This is a genomic window from Sporosarcina siberiensis, from assembly GCF_042681925.1.
Classification (GTDB): Bacteria; Bacillota; Bacilli; order Bacillales_A; family Planococcaceae; genus Sporosarcina; species Sporosarcina siberiensis.
The window spans coordinates 293813-316250 of sequence record NZ_JBHUGI010000024.1 but is presented as its reverse complement, the minus strand read 5'-3'; the positions used below and the strand labels follow the sequence as shown (position 1 = coordinate 316250).

21 protein-coding genes are annotated in these 22438 nt (G+C 36.7%); 5 read left to right on the top strand and 16 right to left on the bottom strand.

Annotation, left to right across the window (positions count from 1 at the left end; translation table 11 throughout):
* Positions 1-10 precede the first annotated feature (10 nt).
* Entirely contained in the window at positions 11-1204 is a 1194-nt protein-coding gene (locus ACFSFY_RS09525) for an MFS transporter (protein ID WP_381537507.1), read from the bottom strand.
* 314 nt (positions 1205-1518) lie between these two features.
* Between ACFSFY_RS09525 and ACFSFY_RS09520 the strand changes: the two genes are divergently transcribed.
* Entirely contained in the window at positions 1519-3114 is a 1596-nt protein-coding gene (locus tag ACFSFY_RS09520; RefSeq protein ID WP_381537505.1) for an ABC-F family ATP-binding cassette domain-containing protein, read from the top strand.
* 113 nt (positions 3115-3227) lie between these two features.
* Entirely contained in the window at positions 3228-3893 is a 666-nt protein-coding gene (locus ACFSFY_RS09515; RefSeq protein ID WP_381537503.1) for a hypothetical protein, read from the top strand.
* 101 nt (positions 3894-3994) lie between these two features.
* Here ACFSFY_RS09515 and ACFSFY_RS09510 read toward each other — a convergent pair whose 3' ends face one another.
* Positions 3995-4297, bottom strand: a complete 303-nt coding sequence (locus ACFSFY_RS09510; RefSeq protein WP_381537501.1) for a DUF1033 family protein — start codon at positions 4295-4297, stop codon at positions 3995-3997.
* A gap of 197 nt (positions 4298-4494) precedes the next feature.
* On the opposite strand from ACFSFY_RS09510, the gene ACFSFY_RS09505 reads away from it, so the two are divergent.
* Together ACFSFY_RS09505 and ACFSFY_RS09500 are read left to right on the top strand one after the other, a co-directional pair.
* Complete coding sequence (locus ACFSFY_RS09505) at positions 4495-5157, top strand: 5-bromo-4-chloroindolyl phosphate hydrolysis family protein (protein WP_381537499.1); 663 nt, start codon at positions 4495-4497, stop codon at positions 5155-5157.
* On the top strand, positions 5144-6343 hold the full coding sequence (locus ACFSFY_RS09500) for a toxic anion resistance protein (protein ID WP_381537497.1): 1200 nt from the start codon (positions 5144-5146) through the stop codon (positions 6341-6343). Before ACFSFY_RS09505 ends, ACFSFY_RS09500 begins: the two co-directional genes overlap by 14 nt.
* A 19-nt stretch (positions 6344-6362) precedes the next feature.
* Here ACFSFY_RS09500 and ACFSFY_RS09495 read toward each other — a convergent pair whose 3' ends face one another.
* From ACFSFY_RS09495 to ACFSFY_RS09470, 6 genes are all read right to left on the bottom strand, one after another.
* Positions 6363-8255, bottom strand: a complete 1893-nt coding sequence (locus ACFSFY_RS09495; RefSeq protein ID WP_381537557.1) for a hypothetical protein — start codon at positions 8253-8255, stop codon at positions 6363-6365.
* A gap of 19 nt (positions 8256-8274) precedes the next feature.
* Positions 8275-9138 carry an ATP-binding protein gene (locus tag ACFSFY_RS09490; RefSeq protein ID WP_381537495.1) on the bottom strand — a complete coding sequence of 288 codons (864 nt, stop codon included), beginning with the start codon at positions 9136-9138 and terminating at the stop codon, positions 8275-8277.
* A gap of 64 nt (positions 9139-9202) precedes the next feature.
* Entirely contained in the window at positions 9203-9382 is a 180-nt protein-coding gene (locus ACFSFY_RS09485; RefSeq protein WP_381537555.1) for a DUF6501 family protein, read from the bottom strand.
* Positions 9383-9461: 79 nt separating this feature from the next.
* Positions 9462-10682 carry a 2-oxoglutarate dehydrogenase complex dihydrolipoyllysine-residue succinyltransferase gene (gene odhB, locus ACFSFY_RS09480; protein ID WP_381537492.1) on the bottom strand — a complete coding sequence of 407 codons (1221 nt, stop codon included), beginning with the start codon at positions 10680-10682 and terminating at the stop codon, positions 9462-9464.
* 27 nt (positions 10683-10709) lie between these two features.
* Entirely contained in the window at positions 10710-13532 is a 2823-nt protein-coding gene (locus ACFSFY_RS09475; RefSeq protein ID WP_381537490.1) for a 2-oxoglutarate dehydrogenase E1 component, read from the bottom strand.
* A 184-nt stretch (positions 13533-13716) separates the two neighbouring features.
* Positions 13717-14790, bottom strand: coding sequence for an undecaprenyldiphospho-muramoylpentapeptide beta-N-acetylglucosaminyltransferase (locus tag ACFSFY_RS09470; RefSeq protein WP_381537489.1), 1074 nt, complete (start codon positions 14788-14790; stop codon positions 13717-13719).
* Between the two features lie 102 nt (positions 14791-14892).
* Between ACFSFY_RS09470 and ACFSFY_RS09465 the strand changes: the two genes are divergently transcribed.
* Positions 14893-16239 carry an MATE family efflux transporter gene (locus ACFSFY_RS09465; protein WP_381537487.1) on the top strand — a complete coding sequence of 449 codons (1347 nt, stop codon included), beginning with the start codon at positions 14893-14895 and terminating at the stop codon, positions 16237-16239.
* Between the two features lie 137 nt (positions 16240-16376).
* On the opposite strand, the gene ACFSFY_RS09460 is transcribed toward ACFSFY_RS09465, so the two are convergent.
* From ACFSFY_RS09460 to ACFSFY_RS09425, 8 genes are all read right to left on the bottom strand, one after another.
* A complete protein-coding gene (locus ACFSFY_RS09460) occupies positions 16377-17138 on the bottom strand; it encodes a CAP domain-containing protein (RefSeq protein ID WP_381537486.1) in 762 nt (253 codons plus the stop codon).
* Between the two features lie 189 nt (positions 17139-17327).
* Positions 17328-18218, bottom strand: coding sequence for a CobW family GTP-binding protein (locus ACFSFY_RS09455; RefSeq protein WP_381537484.1), 891 nt, complete (start codon positions 18216-18218; stop codon positions 17328-17330).
* A gap of 62 nt (positions 18219-18280) precedes the next feature.
* Complete coding sequence (locus ACFSFY_RS09450) at positions 18281-19780, bottom strand: lmo1851 family serine protease (protein WP_381537482.1); 1500 nt, start codon at positions 19778-19780, stop codon at positions 18281-18283.
* Positions 19781-19862: 82 nt separating this feature from the next.
* Positions 19863-20567, bottom strand: coding sequence for a purine-nucleoside phosphorylase (deoD, locus tag ACFSFY_RS09445; RefSeq protein WP_381537480.1), 705 nt, complete (start codon positions 20565-20567; stop codon positions 19863-19865).
* A gap of 79 nt (positions 20568-20646) precedes the next feature.
* A complete protein-coding gene (locus ACFSFY_RS09440; protein WP_381537479.1) occupies positions 20647-20871 on the bottom strand; it encodes a YozE family protein in 225 nt (74 codons plus the stop codon).
* Between the two features lie 30 nt (positions 20872-20901).
* Positions 20902-21321: a peptide-methionine (R)-S-oxide reductase MsrB gene (msrB, locus tag ACFSFY_RS09435; protein WP_381537477.1), complete on the bottom strand. Its 420-nt coding sequence runs from the start codon at positions 21319-21321 to the stop codon at positions 20902-20904.
* Entirely contained in the window at positions 21318-21848 is a 531-nt protein-coding gene (msrA, locus tag ACFSFY_RS09430; RefSeq protein WP_381537475.1) for a peptide-methionine (S)-S-oxide reductase MsrA, read from the bottom strand. The genes msrB and msrA overlap by 4 nt, the downstream gene beginning before the upstream one ends.
* Before the next feature lie 13 nt (positions 21849-21861).
* Complete coding sequence (locus ACFSFY_RS09425) at positions 21862-22437, bottom strand: YpmS family protein (protein ID WP_381537473.1); 576 nt, start codon at positions 22435-22437, stop codon at positions 21862-21864.
* Position 22438: the final 1 nt, after the last annotated feature.

Below are 22438 nucleotides of genomic sequence, written 5' to 3'. Positions count from 1 at the left end.
AATGACTTTGCTACGCCTCTCTCTTTTCTCCAATTAATAGCGTTAATATCATCATTGAAACATACAAACCAATAAAAATTATGAATGTGTAATTATGGTCTCCTGTCCAGTCGTGAATTAAAGCGATGACTAATGGGAATAAACCACCGATAATATACCCACCTGTTTGCATCATTGCTGTCCATGAATTGGTCTCGTCTGCTGTTTCAGTTTCGTCAAGAGGTAAAAGTAATGCGACTGGGAATAATCCCCCCAGAGGAATGCCCATTAGAATAGCTCCTGTCCACATTAATGAATGCACACCAGTCCAAATAAAGAGCGTTGCCAGCATTCCCGAAATCAGCATTAGTAAAACCCAAAATCTTCTTGCAGGAAATTTCCCCATTAATAGAGGAAATCCAAGATTTAATATGATTTGAACTACCGTCATTACACTTAGGAGTGTCCCAGCTTGTAATAATGTCATGCCAAAGGATTTCGCTATTGGCGCAAGCCATGTAACAATAGAGAAAAATGCGGATGATTGTAATCCGAAAAAGAGTAGGAACAACCAAGCTTTTTTTATTCTCCAAGGTGAAACTATTTTTTCTGTATTCACGGTCATTGGACCCTGTTTAGCGCTATAAACCACAGTTTCAACTCTCATAGCGAAAAACCACGCCAGAAGACCTAGAAGCGCTAGTACAGACCATATACCAAGTGCAAAGCGGTAAGAGTTTGTTTCATTATAAAAAAGGGCTGTTAACCCAGCACTTACTGAAGCACCTACACCCATTCCAAATGAATATACCCCAATGACTGAAGCGGCACGTTGTGGGAAATTTTGTTTAATCATCGCTGAAAGAAGTGGCCCCATAACTGCGAGTGCAATACCTATTAAAAACGCAGTCCCTATAAGAACGATAAAAGAAGGAACAATGCCCCGAATTGCAGTAAGCAAACCGATAAGACTTAACATAAGATACATTGTTCGTTTAAGTCCCATCTTTCTATTAAAGTAAGGGGCCAATGTCGCGAATATACCCATACAAATTACAGGTATAGCTGTTAGCATACTTACTTGTACATTAGTTAGACTGAGTTGCTCACGAATTACTTCAAGCATTGGACCAATCGATGTAATTGCTGGACGCATATTTACGGCGACTGCAAAAATGGCTATGAGTAGTATAACTGATTCTTTTTTTGAAAATTCCTTAATCATATACACATTCACTTCATCTCTTTTTAATCAATTGCTTTTAACTGATAGAACCTAATATACGATGTTCATAACGTATTGAATGTTTATCGGAAAATTTGTTAAATGAAAAATAGTGCCCTGTTAGGTAAATTAGACTTACTTACATAATACCCTAGAATTCGATTCGCACCCACTACTTTAAGAAGTATTCATTATTAAAGTCTATTTGCAAACTAACTAAGTTAACTTTTATTTATATTGTTAAGTATGTAGCGTTCCAATTTGAAACAATTTCATGCTATAATAGGTGCATTGTGAATTTAGGAGGAATTTTTTTGATAGCAGTAACTAACTTAAGTCTTCAATTTGGTGACCGCAAACTATTTGAAGATGTAAATATACAGTTCAACACTGGCCAATGTTATGGTCTTATTGGTGCAAACGGTGCGGGTAAATCTACATTTCTAAAAATCTTATCTGGTGAACTTGAACCCCAATCTGGTAATGTCATCATGAATAAAGAAGATCGGTTGGCTTTTTTGAAACAGGATCACTTTGAATACGAAGAGCACGTTGTACTAGCGACAGTTATTATGGGACACAAGCGTTTGTTCGATATAATGAATGAAAAAGACGCAATCTATATGAAAGCTGATTTCTCTGATGAGGATGGAATGCGTGCAGCTGAGCTTGAGGGTGAGTTTGGAGATTTAAATGGTTGGGAAGCTGAATCTGAAGCAGCTATCCTTCTTCAAGGACTTGGCGTAAAGGATGAATTACATCACTTGAAAATGTCTGAACTAACGGGTTCTGATAAAGTGAAAGTTCTACTAGCACAAGCATTGTTCGGCAAACCAGATGTTCTACTTCTAGATGAGCCTACGAACCATCTTGATTTAAAAGCAATTCAGTGGCTTGAGGAGTTCCTTATTAATTTTAATAATACGGTAATCGTTGTTTCCCATGACCGTCACTTTTTAAATAAGGTTTGTACACAAATCGCGGATGTAGATTTTTCGAAAGTTCAAATTTATCCAGGTAATTATGACTTCTGGTATGAGTCTAGCCAATTGGCACTTAAAATGTCATTAGATCAGAATAAGAAAAAAGAAGATAAAATTAAAGAACTTCAAGCATTTGTTACACGCTTTAGTGCTAATGCTTCAAAATCTAAACAAGCAACATCACGTAAGAAAACGCTTGAAAAGATTGAACTAGATGACATTCGTCCATCTTCAAGACGATACCCATTCGTGAATTTTCAAATGGGTCGCGAAATCGGGAATGATGTATTAAGTGTTCAAGATGTATCCAAAACAATCGATGGTAGAGTTATGCTGAAAAATGCGAACTTTACAATTGGAAGAGAGGATAAAATCATTCTTCTTGGAAATCCACTTGCAAAAACAGCACTATTAGAAGTTCTTGCTGGAAATTCTGAACCTGATTCGGGAACAGTTAAATGGGGTGTAACAACTACAAAGGCCTACTTCCCTATCGATAACACTGAATTCTTCCAAGGTCCTGAGCAATCTCTAGTAGAATGGTTGCGCCAATATTCCCCAGAAGATCAAACGGAAACATTTTTACGTGGTTTCCTTGGTCGTATGCTCTTTTCTGGTGAAGAAGTGAATAAAAAGCCTTCTGTTTTATCAGGAGGAGAAAAAGTGCGCTGTATGCTGTCGAAAATGATGCTTACATCTGCGAACGTACTTCTACTTGATGAGCCGATGAATCACTTGGATCTTGAATCTATTCAGTCTCTCAACAATGGTCTAATAGCATTTAAAGGTGTAATTATCTTTACTTCTCATGACCAACAGTTTATCCAAACTGTTGCGAACAGAATTATTGAAATTAATGATGATGGAACAATTTTCGATAAGATGATGTCTTATGAAGATTACCTCGAGTTTAAAGAAAAGAAATAAAAAAATGAACAGTAAAAATCCGACCTTCTAATCTTAGAAGGTCGGATTTTTTGTTGTGAATAAGTATGATTATCTCATTTTTGGGAATAACCATAATGAGAGGAGAGATTTAAATGCGGAAAGTAAATCTTTTCATTGTAGTTCTTGCCCTATTTTTCGTATTTACAGGGTGTACACAAGGTCAAAAAACAAATGAAAATCCCGCTGGAGGCCAAGGAAATAAAGAATTAAGTGGTAAAGAAGAAAGTACTGTTGAACCAATTGAATTTATGCGAGAGTATTTTCCACCAGACGGATCTAAATTGTTTTTTAAAGGAGAAGGTAATGAGTTTGCTGAGTACCATATTGAAGTAACGCAACCCCATAAAAATTATTTCGTTATTTTTGAGGATAATGGAGGTACAATTATTCGGAAAATCTTTAGAGTTGAGAAAGATCGTATCGATATTATTGATTCCAACATTATCGGCATTGTCGAAAAGAATTTCCCTTCCCTGCAAGAGATGGATTCAATGAAAGCATCAAGTATTTATCTGCAAAAGCCATTTACATTAGGAAGTAAATTTGATGACTGGACAGTTGTTGAAACAGATTTAACAATTGAGACGCCTTACCAGACGTATGACAACGTATTTGTCATTGAAGAGAAAGTAGAGAATGCAGTAAATCGAAAATATTTTTCTCCTGGAATAGGAGAAATAAAGCGTGAAGCTGTAATGGTAACCGGCGATGGTGATACCGTAACCGTTACATCGACATTGGAGTCTTTAGGTGAATAAAGTATATAAAAAGAGGCTTCTAGTAGAAGTCTTTTTTTATTTGGATAAAATAAACACATTCCTGTTCCCTCTTAATAATCTCAAATTACATCAAACTGATTTTACATGATGATTAAATTTACGGGTTGGCCATCTTTCAATATAAATAGACCATGATAAGTTTGCAAATCATCATCACAAGCTTCACAAAATACTTGTTCATTTGAAGACCAAAATGCATAAAAACACTCTTTCTTTACAGCTTCAAATTCATGTTTTTCCCGAAGCTTCAGTACAAACTCTCTTAATTGTTCTTGAACTTCATTAAAATTCATACTAGTTTCTCGAATAATAATGGTATCTTCCCAGTCTTCGAACATCCACCAAGGCTCAAATTCAGCTTTCATATATATAAATTCATACAATTTAAGTTCCTCCTTAGATGATTTAAGCTGAATATTAGTCAATTTTAGCAAATAGATATACATTGTCCACTTAAATGCCCACTTCAAAAATCCAATGTAATGTGTATAAGCTCACTTTAAGGTATAATTAGTATAACGAAGTGAAACCTTATATAGTTTCAAACGTATTTAATATATAAGGTTAAGGAGGTCTTCTCATGAAGGAAATTCAACAATTCTTTATAAGGAACTTTATAGCGGTTCCTGTTAGCTTTGGTTCATGGCTTTACCTACTTTTTGGTATTGGTATGAATATCTTTCCGGCAACAGGTCTATTCATAGTACTTTATCTTGGAAGTTCATTTTCAATTAAACAAATTCAACTTTCATCTAATTTAAAACAATTAGGTATGACCCGTTCCGAGTATAAACATATAAAAAACCAATTAACAAGTGCTCGTTTTAAAGTGAAACAATTAAATAGTTTTTATGGTAAAGTGAGGTCGGTACAAGCATTTCGACAACTTCATGAAATCAATACAATATCAAGGAAAATTTTAGGTATTGTTAAAACGAACCCTAAAAAGTTTTACTACGTCGAAAAGTTTTTCTATGCTCATCTTGATTCAGCGGTAGAGTTAACATCCAAATACTCAATGCTTGTTAACCAACCTTTAAAAGATAAGGACTTGAAAATCACACTACAAAACACACGTGAAACACTAGTTGATGTAAACAAACAATTAGAACAAGATTTACGTAATGTTCTTTCCTCTGATTTGGAAAAACTACAGATGGAAATTGATTTTGTTGGTGTAACAATGAATCGAGATAAACCAGTTTTAGAAATGAAAGGAGATAAATATAATGACAGAAAGTAATCCAGATACGAATGATGTAAAATCATTTGATGATTTACTAGATAACCCATTTGACATAAAAGAACCTCTTTTATCAAAAGAAATGCAAACTGTGAACAAAGAGGTAGGAAATACAGCCGTAAAACTAATCGACCGCTTAACTCCAGAGGAACGAGAGAAAGCTATTGAACTTGCGAAACAAATACCCGTCGGGAACTATGAGGCAATTATTACCTACGGTGCAAACGCTCAGGGTGAGCTCTCACGCTTCTCTCATAAAATGCTTGACCATGTTCAAAGCCAAGATATTGGACCTGTAGGAGATGTCTTAAAAGACTTAATGGACAAACTATCTGAAATAGATCCTGATGATTTAAGCGAAAAGAAAAAAACGGGCCTAAGCAGATTGTTTGGTAAAGTATCAAAATCCATACAAGAAATGATGACTAAATACCAAAAGTTAAGTACTCAAATAGATCGAATTGGTGTTCAACTCGAACACTCCAAAAGAGGTCTCCTTGACGACGTGAAAATGTTAGATAGTCTATACGAACAAAACAAAACATATTTCCAGGCACTCAACGTCTATATTGCAGCAGCTGAAATTAAACGTGATGAAATATCATTTGAACTTATTCCTGAAATGAGACGAGAAGCGGAATTGTCTAATGATCAAATGGCGTTCCAAGAAGTAAACGATATGGCGCAATTTCTAGATCGACTTGAAAAACGTTTATATGATTTACAATTATCACGCCAAATAACAATTCAAAGTGCTCCGCAAATACGTATGATACAACAAACAAATCAAACGCTTGCTGAGAAAATTCAATCTTCTATTATGACATCCATTCCATTATGGAAAAATCAGATTGCGATTGCATTAACATTGAATCGACAAATGAAAGCTGTAGAGTCACAAAAGCTCGTAACAAAAACAACTAATGATTTACTTCTGAAAAATTCAGAGATGCTGAAAATAAACACAATCGAAACTGCAAAAGAAAATGAACGCGGAATTATTGAAATTGAGACATTAAAAAAGACGCAAGAAAATCTCATCCAAACCATTGAAGAAACACTGCTCATTCAGGCTGATGGTCGTGCTAAACGTAAGGCGGCAGAAATAGAAATTGGACAAATGGAAGAAGAACTTAAACAACGATTACTAGCAGTTCATGATAAAACACAAAATCGCCCCACATAAGGCGATTTTTGTGTTTTATTTAACTTGTGCGTGCAACGATTGCTAATAATTTCTTTAGGATACGTAGTGTTTGATCAGAAAAATTCTCGACCGAATTAGATGACGCTGTTTTATGCCCAAACATCATCGTAAATAATGCCGTTTGTTCTTCAGTTGGTTCTTCTGAAGATAGAAATAAGTGAATAACAGATATTCCCTTCTTCTCGGTTTCCATTACAGCCTCAGCCGTATCTATAATACCATTTCGGTCATATCCAAAAGCCGATGGTTCCCCATCTGAAAATACAAGTAAAAATTTATGCTTTTCACGCCGTTTATACAGTTTCTCAGCCATCCAACGAATGGCAAAACCATCTCGATTATCTTCATTGGTTTCAAAAGATAATATGGACATTCCATTATCTTGCTTGTTATCAGCAAATGTGTGCATCTGATTGAAAACATTTGGTTGAATTTGTGAGGTGGCATGATTTGCATCTTCATAATACAAGGATATCTCGTGTTGTATCCCTAAAGTGCGAAGAATATCATGAAACAAGAGTACAGCATGCTTTGTTTCATCGAGTTTATCTATCATAGAGGCTGAACCATCGACAAGTAGTCCAAAAACTGCATCTAACTGGGTAGATGGTGCATTTTTTTTATAAAATGGTTTTGGCCGTTCATCTACCACTAATGTTGTTAATTTGCTGGATAGTCTTCCTTTCATTAATCCTTCTCGTTTTGTTTCTTCTTTAAAATCAATTCTTTTTTTCATTTCCGCTACTATTGATCGAACAAAGGGTTTTTGCTCTTCACGCCAGTTAGCAAGTTTTTTGCGATTCTCGAAGGAATCATGAACTTGAACATGTTGTTCTTCATAAACAACATTTAAATGTTCGCTTCCAAAGGATTTACCTGCTTTCTTTTGCTCGTTGGTATTTTCATTTTTCTCGTGTTCCTCATCTGGCCGATTATTGCTTTCATTTCCCTCTGAATGTCCTTCACCGGTCTCTTCTATATCTGCATCTTCATCGCCTTCAGTAGCATTAGACCCGTCTGTTTTTCCAGAACGTCCATGTTCTAGTTCATATTCAAGGTGGACACCAGATTCATCTTCATTCTCCTCGTGCCAGGAACGAAACACTTCCTCTATTGTTTCCTTACGTTCGTCTTCTCCTTTATCCGCATCACTCATTCCTTGATGATAGTTGAATTGAATAGTTTCATCTACTAATGAAGCCCCTATCGAATAATATTGATTCACTAAATCCGAGTGAATGGATTGTTCAGCTATACTTCCTATTCGATTTGCAATATGTGTATTGTCTTCCGTGCTTTTTGAATCATAGGCAGACTGTAGAATTGATTGAATGAGATTGAACTTAATAGGACCCCAATCAATGTGTGATTCATGAAATATTCCTTCATGTAAAGTGATATACATTTCATTTAATAAGGCATCCGCAAGAAAACCCTTTTGCATATTGGAAGAAATACTACTCCGATGAAAAGAAACATATGCTTCTTTTCGAGTTTCAAAAGCTGTGATTGTTCCTGGCCGCTCTTTAATAATTAAGTCGATTAATCGAAACTCTTCTAGTAGAAGTAATATTTCTCCAATAAATTTCCGCAAAGGATTCAATTGGTTTTTATTTTCAAAGGTATTCCAAGTGCGTATGTCAAAATACTTCCAAAAACCAATTGTTAATAGATAGATATCCGACAAACGTCCATAATGAATAATATCTTTTGATCGATGTCGCCAAAATACACTCATAGATATAATAGCTTCTTTAGGTCTGTATTCAAGAAGTTTGCGCTCGGTTAATTCAAGGTAAGTAGTATCGGAAAGTGCACGTCCAAGACGCTCGTACAATAACAAAGTTTTCGCATCAACTGTTTCATCATTGAATTGAATGAATCGATTCATTTTCACGTATACGTTCGCCTCATTTCACCCAAGTATCTACTAATTCCATTACAAGCCTGCGTTCTATTTTATCGTCAAGTTTCTCAGAAATTGTGTATTGAATTGCACGTCTCACCGGCATATGTTCAGCTAGACCAATGGCGTCAAGTAGACTGCGAACGGATGCTGCATCGTCTGATAATAATCCATTTACTACTTGTTTACGCAAATCATCCCCAATATTTAGTATTGTTTCGATGAGTTCTTCGGAGGTGTTTGGATATTCATTTATGACAACTTTTTTTAATTCAATTCCAGATAAGTATGGGATTGTAAAAGAAACAAATCGGTTTTTTAATGCCTCATTCATTGGAGATGTTCCCACATAACCCTCGTTTATAGCGGATATTACTGTAAAGTCCTCATGTGCTACAATTACTTCGTTTGTAAAAGGATTTGTTAAAACGCGTCGATGATCTAGAACACTATGTAGGATTGGTAATGTCTCTGATTTGGCCATATTAATTTCATCAATATATAGAATATGGCCTTTCTTCATTGCTTGGACAACTGGGCCCTCTACAAAATCGATTGTTGTTACCCCATCCTTTTGAATAATTGTTTTAAAGCCTAAAAGAGATTCAGCATCAAGATCTACAGAGCAATTTACACTATGCATGGGTTGGTTAAAAAACTTCGAAACAGTTTGTGCTAATTTTGTTTTACCAGATCCTGTTGGTCCTTTTAATAAAACTGGCTTTTTTAGTACAATGCTAATTAAAACATCATCCCATAAATATTCATTGGGTGAAACATATCCCCCATCCTGTATGAGCACTTGATAAATGGAGTCATGTTCTTTTTGTATACGGATTTTTTGTTCTTTTTCTACATAGTCATTCAAACTTCATTTCCTCCTTAGTAAAAATGCCCGATGCACCGCAACATAGCGGTACATCGAGCATTTTTTATTCGAAATACGTTTTGTAATAGCCGCCAACTTTTCCAGAATTATCAATGATGAATATAAACTCTTCAGTTTCATTTTTAACATCATAATCTTTTCCGGGTGTTAGCATGTTATTCACGACATACTTTTCGGCATCTGAGTGTTTGCAAGTAACAGTACGGAGTGTCGGTGAAGACATCCAATCTTGAAAGTTCACTATACATCACACCTTTCATCTAGAATGATCGGTTCGTTTAAAACAAAACGATTGCTATCTATTAAGAACCTAAAAGTAGATCTTCTGGATTTTCAAGCAATTCTTTAACCATTTTCAAGAAACCAACAGAATCTTTTCCATCGATAACACGGTGATCATAAGAAAGTGCCACATACATCATTGGGCGGATTTCAACATTGTCCCCAATTGCAACAGGACGTTTTTGAATTGTATGCATTCCTAAAATACCAACTTGTGATCCGTTCATAATTGGTGTCGACATCAATGAACCAAACACACCACCGTTTGTAATTGTGAAAGAACCACCAGTCATATCTGCAATTGTAAGCTTGTTATCGCGTGCTTTTGTCGCAAGTTCTACGATTGATGCTTCAATTTCAGCAAAGTTTTTACGGTCAGCGTCAATCACGTTAGGTACTACTAGTCCGCCGTCTGTCGATATAGCAACACCGATATCATAGAAGTTCTTCAGAAGAATTTCATCGCCATCAAGTTCAGAGTTGACGTAAGGATATTTTTTAAGTGCCGCAACAACTGCCTTTGTAAAGAATGACATAAAGCCAAGTCGAACGTCATTTTGCTCGAAAAACTGATCTTTTTTACGTGAACGAAGGGCCATCACATTTGTCATATCAATTTCGTTAAATGTCGTAAGCATCGCTGTCGACTGTCTTACTTCAAGTAGACGTTTTGCAATTGTTTGACGGCGACGCGTCATTTTTTCACGTGTTACCCGACCATCATCTTGTGCTGCTACAACTGGAGCTGCTGATTTTGCTGCTGGCTGTGCTTTTGGAGCCGATGTATGTGCTTCAACGTCTTGGACTCTTACGCGACCCATTGGATCAACAGGAGATATCGCTGCAAGGTCAATACCCTTTTCACGAGCGAGTTTACGTGCTGCCGGACTTGCAATAGTGCGTTCTGAATCGTTTGATTCTTCAGCAACAGGTGCAGGTGTTGGTGCATCTGCGACAGCCTCTTCTTTAGCTACAGCTGCAGGTGCTGCTGGTGTAGCTGCGCCTGAATCTGCACCTACAATTGCAATGACTTGTCCTACTTCAACTGTATCACCTTCAGCTGCAAGGTGTTGTTGTACAATACCTGCTTCTTCGGAAATGATTTCTACGTTTACTTTATCTGTTTCAAGCTCAACTATAAATTCCCCACGTTCAACTGTATCACCTGGTTGTTTCAACCACTGTGAAATTGTTCCTTCTGTAATTGATTCTGCAAGTTCTGGTACGATAATTTCTGCCACTATAAATTCCTCCTCTAAGTCTAACCGTTATTTACGGTTTAAAGCTAAATTAATAATTCGTTTTTGTTCAATTGCATGTGAACCGCCGTCACCTTCAGATGGACTTGAACGGTGATCGCGCCCGATATAACTAACTTTTTTCTTCCCGGCAATTTCATTCATATAAGGATTTGCAAACGACCAAGATCCCATGTTTTTAGGTTCTTCTTGTACCCAAATGAGATCTTTTGCCTTTGGATAACGTGAAACGATATTTTCAATCTTTTCAGTTGGGAAAGGATAGAGTTGCTCTACACGAACAATATGCAAGTGATCAAAGCCTTCTCCATCTTTTACCTGTTCTGCTAAATCAATTGCCATTTTACCACTTGCAAACAAAATTCGCTCAACTTTTTCTGGTGTATTACCGGTACCAGGTTGTTCAAGTACAGTTTGGAACGAACCTTCAGTTAAATCACCAACATCTGCACCAACGAGTGGATGACGTAAAAGTGATTTTGGTGTCACGATTACGAGCGGACGCATTGAATCTTTACCAAGCATTTTCGCTTGTCGGCGTAAAATATGGAAGTAGTTTGCTGAACTTGAAAGATTAGCTACTGTCCAGTTGTTTTCAGCAGATAACTGTAAATATCGCTCGAGTCTAGCACTTGAATGTTCTGGACCTTGACCTTCATATGCGTGCGGTAATAGAAGAACGAGTCCGGATTTTTGTCCCCACTTAGCATGACTTGATGAAACAAATTGATCAAACATAACTTGTGCCATGTTTGAGAAGTCTCCGTACTGTGCTTCCCAAATTGTAAGTGCTTCTTGGTCCTCAAGATTATAACCGAATTCATAACCAACAATAGCTGCTTCGGAAAGAGGGCTATTGTGTGCTGAAAACGATGCTTTCGATCCGCTAATATGATGTAAAGGAGTGTGTGTGTTTCCTGTCTTTTCATCGTGAAGTACAAGATGACGATGAGCAAAAGTTCCCCGTTGAACATCTTGACCTGTTAAGCGAATTGGATTTCCATCCTGTAAAATAGAACCAAAAGCTAAAGTCTCTGCATGTGCCCAATCAATTTTTCCTTTACCAATAAAAGGTTCTTCACGTCTTTTTAAAATTTTAATTAATCTATTAAAGACACTAAATTCTTCTGGGTATGCTAATAGCTCGTTATTCATAGTTAGTAACGCGTTTTCTTCAACCCCAGTTTCAAGTACTGGATAACCTGCAAGAACTTCCTCTGGAGCGGTGTTACTAACTGCTTTTTTCTCTTTTGATTCAGAATATGCTCTGACAACATCATGTGCAGATTGCATTTCTTTATAAACTCTTGAGTCTACCTCGTCTACTTCGGATTCGCTAAGAATATTTTCTGCAACCAGTGTGTTTCCATAAAGCTCACGTACTGTAGAATGCTTATGAACATCATGATACATTATTGGATTTGTAACAAGTGGCTCATCCATTTCGTTATGACCATATCTTCTATATCCGATAAGGTCGATCACAATATCTTTACCGAACTTCTTACGATATTCAAACGCGAAAGCAGCTGTGGCAATAACTGATTCTGGACAATCCGCATTTACATGTAAAACAGGTACTTCAAAACCTTTTGCTGGATCTGAAGAATAGTGTGTGGATCTTGAATCGATTTGTTCTGTTGTAAAACCAATCATATTGTTCGCGATAATATGAATAGATCCACCTGTTTTAAATCCAGGTACACGGCTATAGTTAAATGTTTCAGGAACAATTCCTTGTCCTGGAAACGCTGCATCTCCATGTATTAAAACTGCATATGCAGCATTCATATCTTGGGTTGGTAGACCAGATTTGCCTGTAACTTCTTGGGCTGCTCTAGTTTGACCAGTAACAACTGCATTGACTACTTCTAAGTGAGAGGGATTATAAGCTAAGAAACGATTCATCCCAGTTTCACCTTTATAAGATGCTCCCATATGATATTTTACATCTCCAAACCAACCTCTTGTCGTTTCAACTGAACCGTCAGCAGGTAGAAATGGCTCCTCAGAAATATTCGCAAATTGAGCAAACATCATTTCATAAGGCTTATTTAATATATGAGTAAGCACATTTAAGCGACCTCGGTGAGCCATACCAATGAGCACCTTGTTGGTCTTCTCCTCTTCTGAACGACGAATAAGTTCGTCAAGGAAGACTACAAGGGTATCTAGACCTTCAATTGAAAAACGTTTTGCACCAACAAATGTGCGGTGTATGTATTTTTCAAATCCTTCAATTTTTGTGAGTCTTTCCAAAAGGATTTTTTTATCATCTGAAGAAAGATTTACTGAAACTTGACCTGTTTCAACTTGGTTTTGAATCCAATTCCGTTCCTCTTCATCTATTATATGCGCAAACTCAAAAGCAATCTTCCCTGTATATAAGGATTTCAAATAATGCACAGCACTTAGTCCATTTTCAACATTATCTGGAACAACATTGAAAAATAGATTTGCTGGCATTTTTCGTAAATCATCTTCTGATAAACCGTAATAAGAAAGTTCCAGACGTGATGAATCTTTTGGTACATCGTTAAGTGGATAAATATTAGCTGCAAGATGTCCGTAAGTACGTATAGCATCTAATAATTTGTAAGCAGACAATACTTTACCTAACTCATTAGGATCAGTAATTCCAACTTTTGAAGATTGTTCTGAAGTTTCAACAACCATTTCAGGTGCCCCATACTTGTTGAACATTTCCACAAGTTCTGCGTCGACTGATTCAGGTGATGATCTAAATAATTCGTACATTTCCATTATATATCCAAGGTTAGGCCCAGAAAAAGAAGCATATGGTGAACGATGAATATCTAAACTTTTCGACATGTCCAATTACCTCCACATTTGCCTGTTGGCATAAAGTGTTTATATTTTTTATCTTATTAATTTTAACACGCTACTACTAGAACTTAAAGGGTTTCGCATGAACTAGCAAACATTTTTGCTTATAACAGCAATGCAATCGTTTTCACGGGTCTTTTATTAGTGCCTATAAAGAATTTAGACCAATTTATTTATAATTCATTATCAGCTCGACCATTTGTTCGGGAGTCTTTGGTAAAGTTGTTTCATTCATTTTCTTTACTAACATATCTTTATTATTCATTAACTTGTTAAGTTGAAGAGAAAGCGAGTGTTCTTCTAATTCTTCTTCGGTGATTACTTCGGCAAATCCCAATGACTTGAAGTGGGATGCATTTAATATTTGGTCTCCTCGACTTTTTGCAGCAGTTAGTGGAATAAGCAGCATTGGTTTTCTCAAAGCCAATAATTCAAAGATTGCATTTGAGCCTGCTCTTGAAACCACAAAATCTGCAGCTGCTAACAAGTGTGGCAAGCCTTCTGTAACATATTCGAATTGTGTATAACCCGGAATGCTTTCTAGCTCTTCATCTAAGTTACCTTTACCACATAAATGAATAACATCAAAAGTTTTCATGATGGAGTTTAAATCTTTACGTGTAGCTACATTTAAAATAGCTGAGCCTTGACTTCCACCCATAATTATTAAAACGGGTTTCTCACCTGTCATACCAGCAATTCTTAATCCATCCTGCTTAACCCCATTAAAAAGCTCAGGTCGTATTATAGGTCCTGAACACGTTGCTTTTCCCGAAGGAACATAATTTAGAGTTTGTTCAAAAACTGTAAAAATATGTTTAGAAAATGGCAATGCAAGTTTGTTGGCAAGCCCTGGTGTTACATCTGATTCATGTATAACAACGGGCACTTTAAGCATTTTTGCCGCTAGAACAACCGGGACAGAGACAAAGCCTCCTTTGGAAAATATAAGCTCAGGTGACACTTTTTTTATTATAGACATTGCTTGTATGATTCCTGCGCCGACCTTAAATGGGTCTGTAAAGTTTTTCATTGAAAAATAACGTCTGAACTTCCCGCTTTGTATTGGGTGATAAACAACGTCTGAATGTCCATTGCCAATCAACTCTTTTTCAATTCCTTCATAGGATCCAATATAATGAATCTCATAGCCTCTTTCATCCAATACTGGAATCAGTGCTTCATTAACTGAAACATGCCCCGCAGTGCCGCCCCCTGTTAATAAAATAACCGGTCGTTTCATGGCTTTTCACCTCTTTTATTTTGAAAATGGTCTATCCTTATCTATTATAGCAAAAGAACCGTGATACAATGGAATTTAAATGCTTTGTAGAGGGTGATTTTTATGGAAAGTTCTATACCAATACGTAAAAAGTCTGTTATTATGGCGAAAATTGTTATGCCAATTCTCATTACTCAAGTTGCGCTCTATTTAGTAACCTTCTTCGATATACTTATGACTGGTCGCTACGATACATACCATCTTGCCGGTGTAACAATTGGATCTTCTTTTTGGGTTCCAGTCTACACTGGGCTTGCTGGAATTCTAATGGGACTTACTCCAATCATTGCACATCAAATTGGTGGAAGAAGGAAAGAAGAGGTTCGACCTTCCGTTCAGCAAGGTCTCTATGTTTCAATTGTGTTGGCTGGCGTGATTTTTTTAATCATACGATTTGCAGTCGCACCTATCCTTGTCATGATGCCTCTGGAACATGAAGTTCGTGTAGTTGCAGGAGCTTATTTAAAAGGAATGAGTTTTGGTTTAATACCGCTATTTGCTTATACAGTTCTTCGTTCTTTTTTTGATGCACTTGGTGCTACACGTGTCTCGATGGTAATTATTCTGTTATCCGCCCCTATAAACGTCTTTATCAACTATTTGCTCATTTATGGAAACTGGGGCTTTCCGGAACTTGGTGGTGCGGGTGCGGGCTATGCATCGGGAATCACTTATTGGCTCGTTTTGATGATTGCTTATGGAATCGCATGGAAAAGAATGCCGTTTTCTGAGTTCAAGTTATTTAAGCAATGGGGTAAAATTTCTTTTAAAAAATGGAAAGAAATATTACTCATTGGTGTGCCTATTGGAAGTTCGATTTTTGTTGAGACCAGTATTTTTTCAGCCGTGACACTCTTGATGAGTAATTATTCCACAGCAGTCATCTCGGCACATCAAATTGCATTAAATTTCACATCTTTACTTTATATGATACCACTTGCTATTTCCATGGGTGCTACAATTCTAGTCGGACAAGCTGTTGGTTCAGGTAAAATGCGTGACGCTAAACAATATAGCTTCCTAAGCGTTGGACTGGCTATCACATTTAGCTTTATATCTATTGCTATTTTATTAACATTTAGAGAACAGATAGCTTCTCTATATACGACGGATGATCAAATCATTAAATTAGCCATTCCATTTCTATTCTTTGCAGCTTTATTCCAGTTATCAGATGCAATACAAGCGCCTGTACAAGGAGCACTTCGGGGTTATAAAGATGTTAATATGACATTTATTATGGCTATTATTTCTTTCTGGGTCCTTGGCTTGCCTAGTGGTTATTTATTGGCGACATACACCACGCTAGGCCCATATGGTTATTGGGTTGGACTTATTACTGGGTTAACAATCGGAGCAATTACACTAACAATTAGGCTTTTATATATTCAAAAAAAGAAATTTATATAAAACGAACCTCGCATCTCTTTTAGAGTGCGAGGTTTATATTTCATTCGTAAGTTTACATAATATTAATATGCGTTCGTTAATATATTTAAAAAAAGAGCTACCCTTGTATAATCAGGATAGCTCTTGTTCATATATTTTTATTTTGAAATAAATTGTTGTGTCCAAAAGTTTCCGTTTTTATCGAAACCAATACCGATATGTGTAAAATCGGCTGCTAATATATTTTGTCTGTGCCCAGGAGATTCCATCCAAGCTTTAACTACTTCTTCTGCTGAAACTTGTCCAGCTGCGATATTCTCTGCAGCTGACTTATAAGTGACCCCATTTGCTTTCATTTGATCAAATGGCGATCCGTAAGTTGGACTTGTATGTGAAAAGTAATTATTCGTAGCCATATCCGTCGACTTTTGACGTGCAGAATTCATTAATTTACTATCTACCTGCAATGCTGATAGACCTGCTTTTTTACGTTCAACGTTTGTTAAATTAAGAACTGCATTTTCAATTGCGGATATTGAATTGTTCGTGACTGCTTCCTGCACAGGTTTTTCAGTTGGTGCTGGAACTGGTTGTTTTACTGGAACTGGTGTTGGTACTGCTTCAGGAACAGCTGGTGAAACAGGTGCCTCCTCGTTGGGAACGGGCTCTTTAGGAGGTGTTGGTACAGCCTCTATATCTGTATGGTGATTTTTGTTTGTCCAGTGGTATTGATAACCGTTGTAGTTCATGTTGTTGAGATTTGAATTGAAAAAGTAGAATTGCTTAGAGCCCCACCCTGTGTATTGGACATTATCTACTTTATTAATTTTTACCTCATTGTTTGAATATGAAGCCTCTGCATTATTGTTTGATAGTAATAATGCTGAACCAAGTAATACTGCTGCAATTGATTTTTTCATTTCTCATCTCTCCCTTCGCAAACTATCATAACGTGAGAGAGAGTTTAAAAGACGGTTAAGTTTACCAACAAAACCATTAGATTTACAAGTATAGATACACCAAGGTTTGTTTCTCTATAAATTGGTTAGTTTTGGACTTACTTGTACTAATTTCATTTCAAATGGGGTTGACAATATGCAAAATCAGTTCTATTCATATTTAATTGAGTCAATGCCTTCACCAATGATTACGAGTCTTGGAGTCATTTTTACATATTCAGGCAACCAGCTGACCATACCATAAGCATACTGGAATAGATGCGGATTTATCGAACCTTCTAATGGCACATAACCTTTCATTCTATAAACTGTTTCAGGTAAACTTTTGACCCACTCTTCAAAATCATCGCGCGAGACTGATTCAGTAAATGTTATAAGTTTTGACGAAAGTGGTAGCCCTTTACCAGAAATAATAGATGTATCGGATTTCTCCTTGGTTGAATGCAATACTTTCTCTATATAAGAAAAAGCAATCTTAGCTCCAATTGTTTGGACAACAGGGGCTGCCTCATTATAGTTTGCAAGCTCCATAGAAACAGTAGCCATTTCACTTTCCGTTAGTAAATCGGATTTATTTGCTAAAAGAAGATGGGCATGACGTATTTGTTCCATATATAAAGCTCTGATTTGTGGTGATAGTCTACTGCGGTCAAGCCAAAGTTTACTATCAACTACAGTGATTATTCCACGAATATTAAGTTGGTCTGCAAAGATGGGAGAATAAATAGCGTCCAATGCCTCAACCGGATGAGCTGCTCCCGTCGTTTCTATCAAAATAACGTCAATATCTTTATTCTCTTCAAGTAAACTTTGTATCTGTGCTTCCGTTTGTTCTGAACCTGTACAACAGATGCAGCCGTCAAGAACTTCTTTAAGAGGTACCCCGTTTTCAACAGCGTCCGAATCAATCGATAAGCTTCCAAATTCATTCATGAAAACGGCAGGTTTTCTACCGGATTCTTTAATTTGACTAATTACATTGAGCAGTAAAGATGTTTTTCCACTACCAAGAAAACCACTGAATAAATATACATCAACCATAAAAACAACTCCATTATTATAATAAGAAAAGCATCCGCTTAGAAAAAACGGACGCTTTTCTTTTATTTCTCTACTTTTTCAAGAAGAATTTCTTTTGCTTTTAATAACTGTGGATCGTCTACTTTAATCTTCTCACGTAATTTCTCCATGAGACCATATGTCGTATCCCCTGTTAAAATTCCTGTTGGTTCAATTGATAAGTCTTCTTGTAGGTTTTTCACAGCTTCACTTGTTGTTTCATCAAATAAGCCATCAAGTTCCCCAGGATCGTAACCAACTGCAGCAAGCATTTCTTCAGCAGATTTAATAGCTGGAGAAAGTAATCCTTCTTTCATTTCTATTGTTGGATCCAAATAAGGCAGCATTGCGTATGATGGATATGGAACTTCTATATCTGGTTTTATTCCCTCTTTGTGTATCCAATTGCCATCTGGCGTGAGCCACTTTGCAGTTGTAAGTTTTAAATTTGAACCATCGGGTAAGTTTGTTGGTGATTGCACAGTACCTTTACCAAATGTTGTTACTCCTACGAGTGGAATATCAGAAGACTCACTTAATGCTGCAGCAAGTATCTCTGATGCTGAAGCACTTCCTTCATCCATGACTAAGGCTACGGGTACTTGAATCTTTCGTGAATCTTGTGCAGTAGTCACAATAGGTTTTTTATTTTTCAATTCATATTGGAATATATTTTTACCCGAAGGTACAAATAAATCGGAAATCTCAACTGCAATATCCAATAAGCCTCCTGGGTTTTGTCGCACATCCACAACTAAACCTTTCATACCTTGTTCTTCCATTTCATCCAAGGCAAGTAGGAGTTCTTCAAATGTACCATTTGAGAAACTGGTAATGCGAATATGGGCAATGCCATCTCCAAGCATTTCAGCGTAAATCGTTTCAATTGGAATGACATCGCGCGTAATTTTTATTTCCATCGGTTCAATTGCCTCACCACGTCTAACAGTAAGTGTTACCGAAGTACCTTTTTCTCCTCTGATAAGAAGTACCGCTTCAGATGATGACATTCCTTGTATGCTTTCTCCATCAACTGCAACTATTATATCGTGAGGTAAAATACCTGCCCGTTCAGCTGGCGAGTTTTTAATTGGAGAAACAACAGAGATGTAACCGTCTTTCTCTTGGATTTCAGCCCCGATGCCTTCAAAAGAAGATGATATGCTTTCATTGAGTTGACGTGCCTCTTCTTCGTTTAAATAATCGGAATAAGGGTCCTCAAGTGAATCAATCATTCCGTTTATTGCACCATCAATCACTGCAGTTTCATCGATATCTTGAAAATATTTATCTTTCATTTCATCATAAGCGTCATACAACTTTTTAAATTCTTTTCGGTCAACAGATTGAACAGGAGAGCCAACTTCTACTACTTTGTCGTCACCAGTTGTTAGTACAAAAAATGTTACACCAATTGTAGCTAAAACGAGCCCAATTATAAGCATAACGAAAGAGAACGGTTTTAATTGAATCGCTCTTTTTTGTTGTTGGACTTCATTTGGGACAGTTTTGTCTTCATGTTCATTTTTTTCGTTATCGTCCATTCCGTTCCCTACTTTCTACTCAGCAAAATAATTAAAAGGAAAAAAGAACCGCAACTAAGTAAACGGTTCCCCATTAATGTATTTAATCCATTAGAGAAGCTTCTAAAGCTACTTCAATCATATCGTTAAAAGTTACTTGACGTTCTTGTGAAGATGTGGATTCACCTGTAATAATATGATCACTCACTGTTAATATCGCTAGAGCTTGACGACCAAACTTTGCAGCAAGTGTATAAAGTGCAGCAGCTTCCATTTCTACTGCTAAAACACCATATTGTGCCCATTTTTCATGATTTGCAAATTCATTGTAGAATAAATCTTCTGTATAGACGTTTCCGACTTTCATTTTTAACCCTTTATTAATACCAGCATTATATGCCTTTAAAAGAAGGTCAAAGTTTGCCGTTGGTGCAAAATCATTACCATCAAAAATGATTTGGTTCATACGTGAATTGGTTGATGCACTTTGTGCAATGATTACATCGCGTATCTGAACGTCTTTTTGAATTGCCCCGCAAGTTCCGACACGAATAAGTTTTTGGACATCATATTCTTGCATTAGTTCAGTTATATAAATGGATATAGAAGGTACACCCATTCCAGTTCCTTGAACTGAAATGCGTTTGCCTTTATACGTACCAGTATAACCAAACATGTTTCGAACTTCATTGTATTGTTTTACATCTTCTAAAAAAGTTTCAGCGATGTATTTTGCACGGAGTGGATCCCCGGGCAGTAAAATTGTCTCAGCGATATCACCTTTTTTTGCATTGATATGTATACTCATTAAAAACAATCCCCACTTTCAAATTTTCTCTTTTAATCATACGCTCTCTGCATTCATTATGCAACGGAGAGTCGCGTGTCTACTGATTCAATCTTTCTTCATATAGCTTGTATAATTCATCAAATACGGTAGAGCGCATTTTATCATCTGCTTTTTCTTCAATATAGCGTGATAAAGGATCGAATTCAGTCTCTTCTTTTGGGAAACTCAGATCTTTAAACATAGCTTCGGCAAACTGTGCCATTAAATTATCTTTTCCCCCTGCACGAAACGAAAGAGTGAACTGGTAAAAAGATCGGTTCATCCGTTCAACTCCTTTTTAGTTACTAGTACATTAAAATAAACGACTATATTCGCTATAACCTTCTTCTTCAAGTTTCTCTACCGGTACAAAACGAAGCGCTGCTGAGTTTATACAATACCGTAATCCGTTTTCTTCAGGTCCATCTGGAAATACATGTCCGAGATGTGAATCTGCAGTTTTAGAACGCACTTCAATTCGTCGCATGCCATGTGTATCATCGAAGTGCTCAACAACTTCAGCATCTTCGATAGATTTTGTGAAACTAGGCCATCCACATCCAGCATCATACTTGTCTTTAGAACTGAATAAAGGTTTACCAGAAACGATATCTACATAAATACCATCTTCGTAATGACTATCGTATTCATTCTTATATGGTTGTTCTGTGCCATTTTCTTGAGTTACATAATATTGAATATCTGTTAATTTCTTTTTTAAATCTTCACTCATAATTTATCACTCCAATTTTCTGCTTTAAAAGTCTCTCTACCAGAACCAACCGCGTATCTATTGTAATGCGTTGGATTCTTCATATAATAGTCTTGGTGACCAGACTCAGCTTGATAAAATATTTTTGCGGCTAAAATATCTGTTGCAATTTCTTCTGTAAATCTACCAGAAGCCTCTAGGTTTGATTTTGATTGTTCAGCTATTGCTTTCTGCTCTTCGGTGTGATAATAAATTGCGGTCTTATAAGAGTCCCCGCGGTCAAAAAACTGTCCACCTGAGTCCGTAGGATTAATTTGACGCCAAAAAATATCTAATAACTCATTGTATGAAATTTTATCTTCGTCAAATGTTATTTGCACCGCTTCACGATGTCCCGTTGTATTTGTACAGACAAGCTCATAGGTAGGGTTTTCAACATCACCACCCGTATATCCGGAAATTACTGACTCTACTCCATCATAACGGTCAAATGGCTTTACCATGCACCAGAAACAGCCACCTGCAAATGTTGCTTTCGACATAGTCATAATTTAAACCTCCCTATTCATTTGGAATGATTATTTCTAATAGAATTTCGTCGTTCTCAAGATTAAATTCTTTTGCTTTCACACTTAAATTTCCCGAAAGAGCTATTGCAGATAGATCTATAAATAATTCTTCTTCTTTTGGACGAACAATCATCCAAGGTGGCAATTTTACAGAGTCCCTCAATATTTTCAGGACGGTAGAGGGAGGGAGATTGTAATTACCTATTTCGACAGTTGATTGTTTCAATATTAAATTTCCATCCTCACGGACAATTGGATCAAAATGCATCGTTACAGGTACTGTTATAGAGAATACAGTTAACTCTGATGATAACACAATATCATTGCCTATCTCCATTTTAACGGGTAGCTTTTCACCCTTCATTGCTTTATTAATATAAGTATTGGCAATTCCCTCGAAATCCTCTTTTGTTGCTTTCACAACTAAATGATTGCTTGAAGTACTGGCCACCTTACCAGATGGAATTTCTTCCGAATCCCCAGGGTTACCAATATACACAACAAGTGTCACAACTGTTGCAACAACAAGTCCACTCAAAATAAAAAATCCAGCTTTCCAAAAATTCATG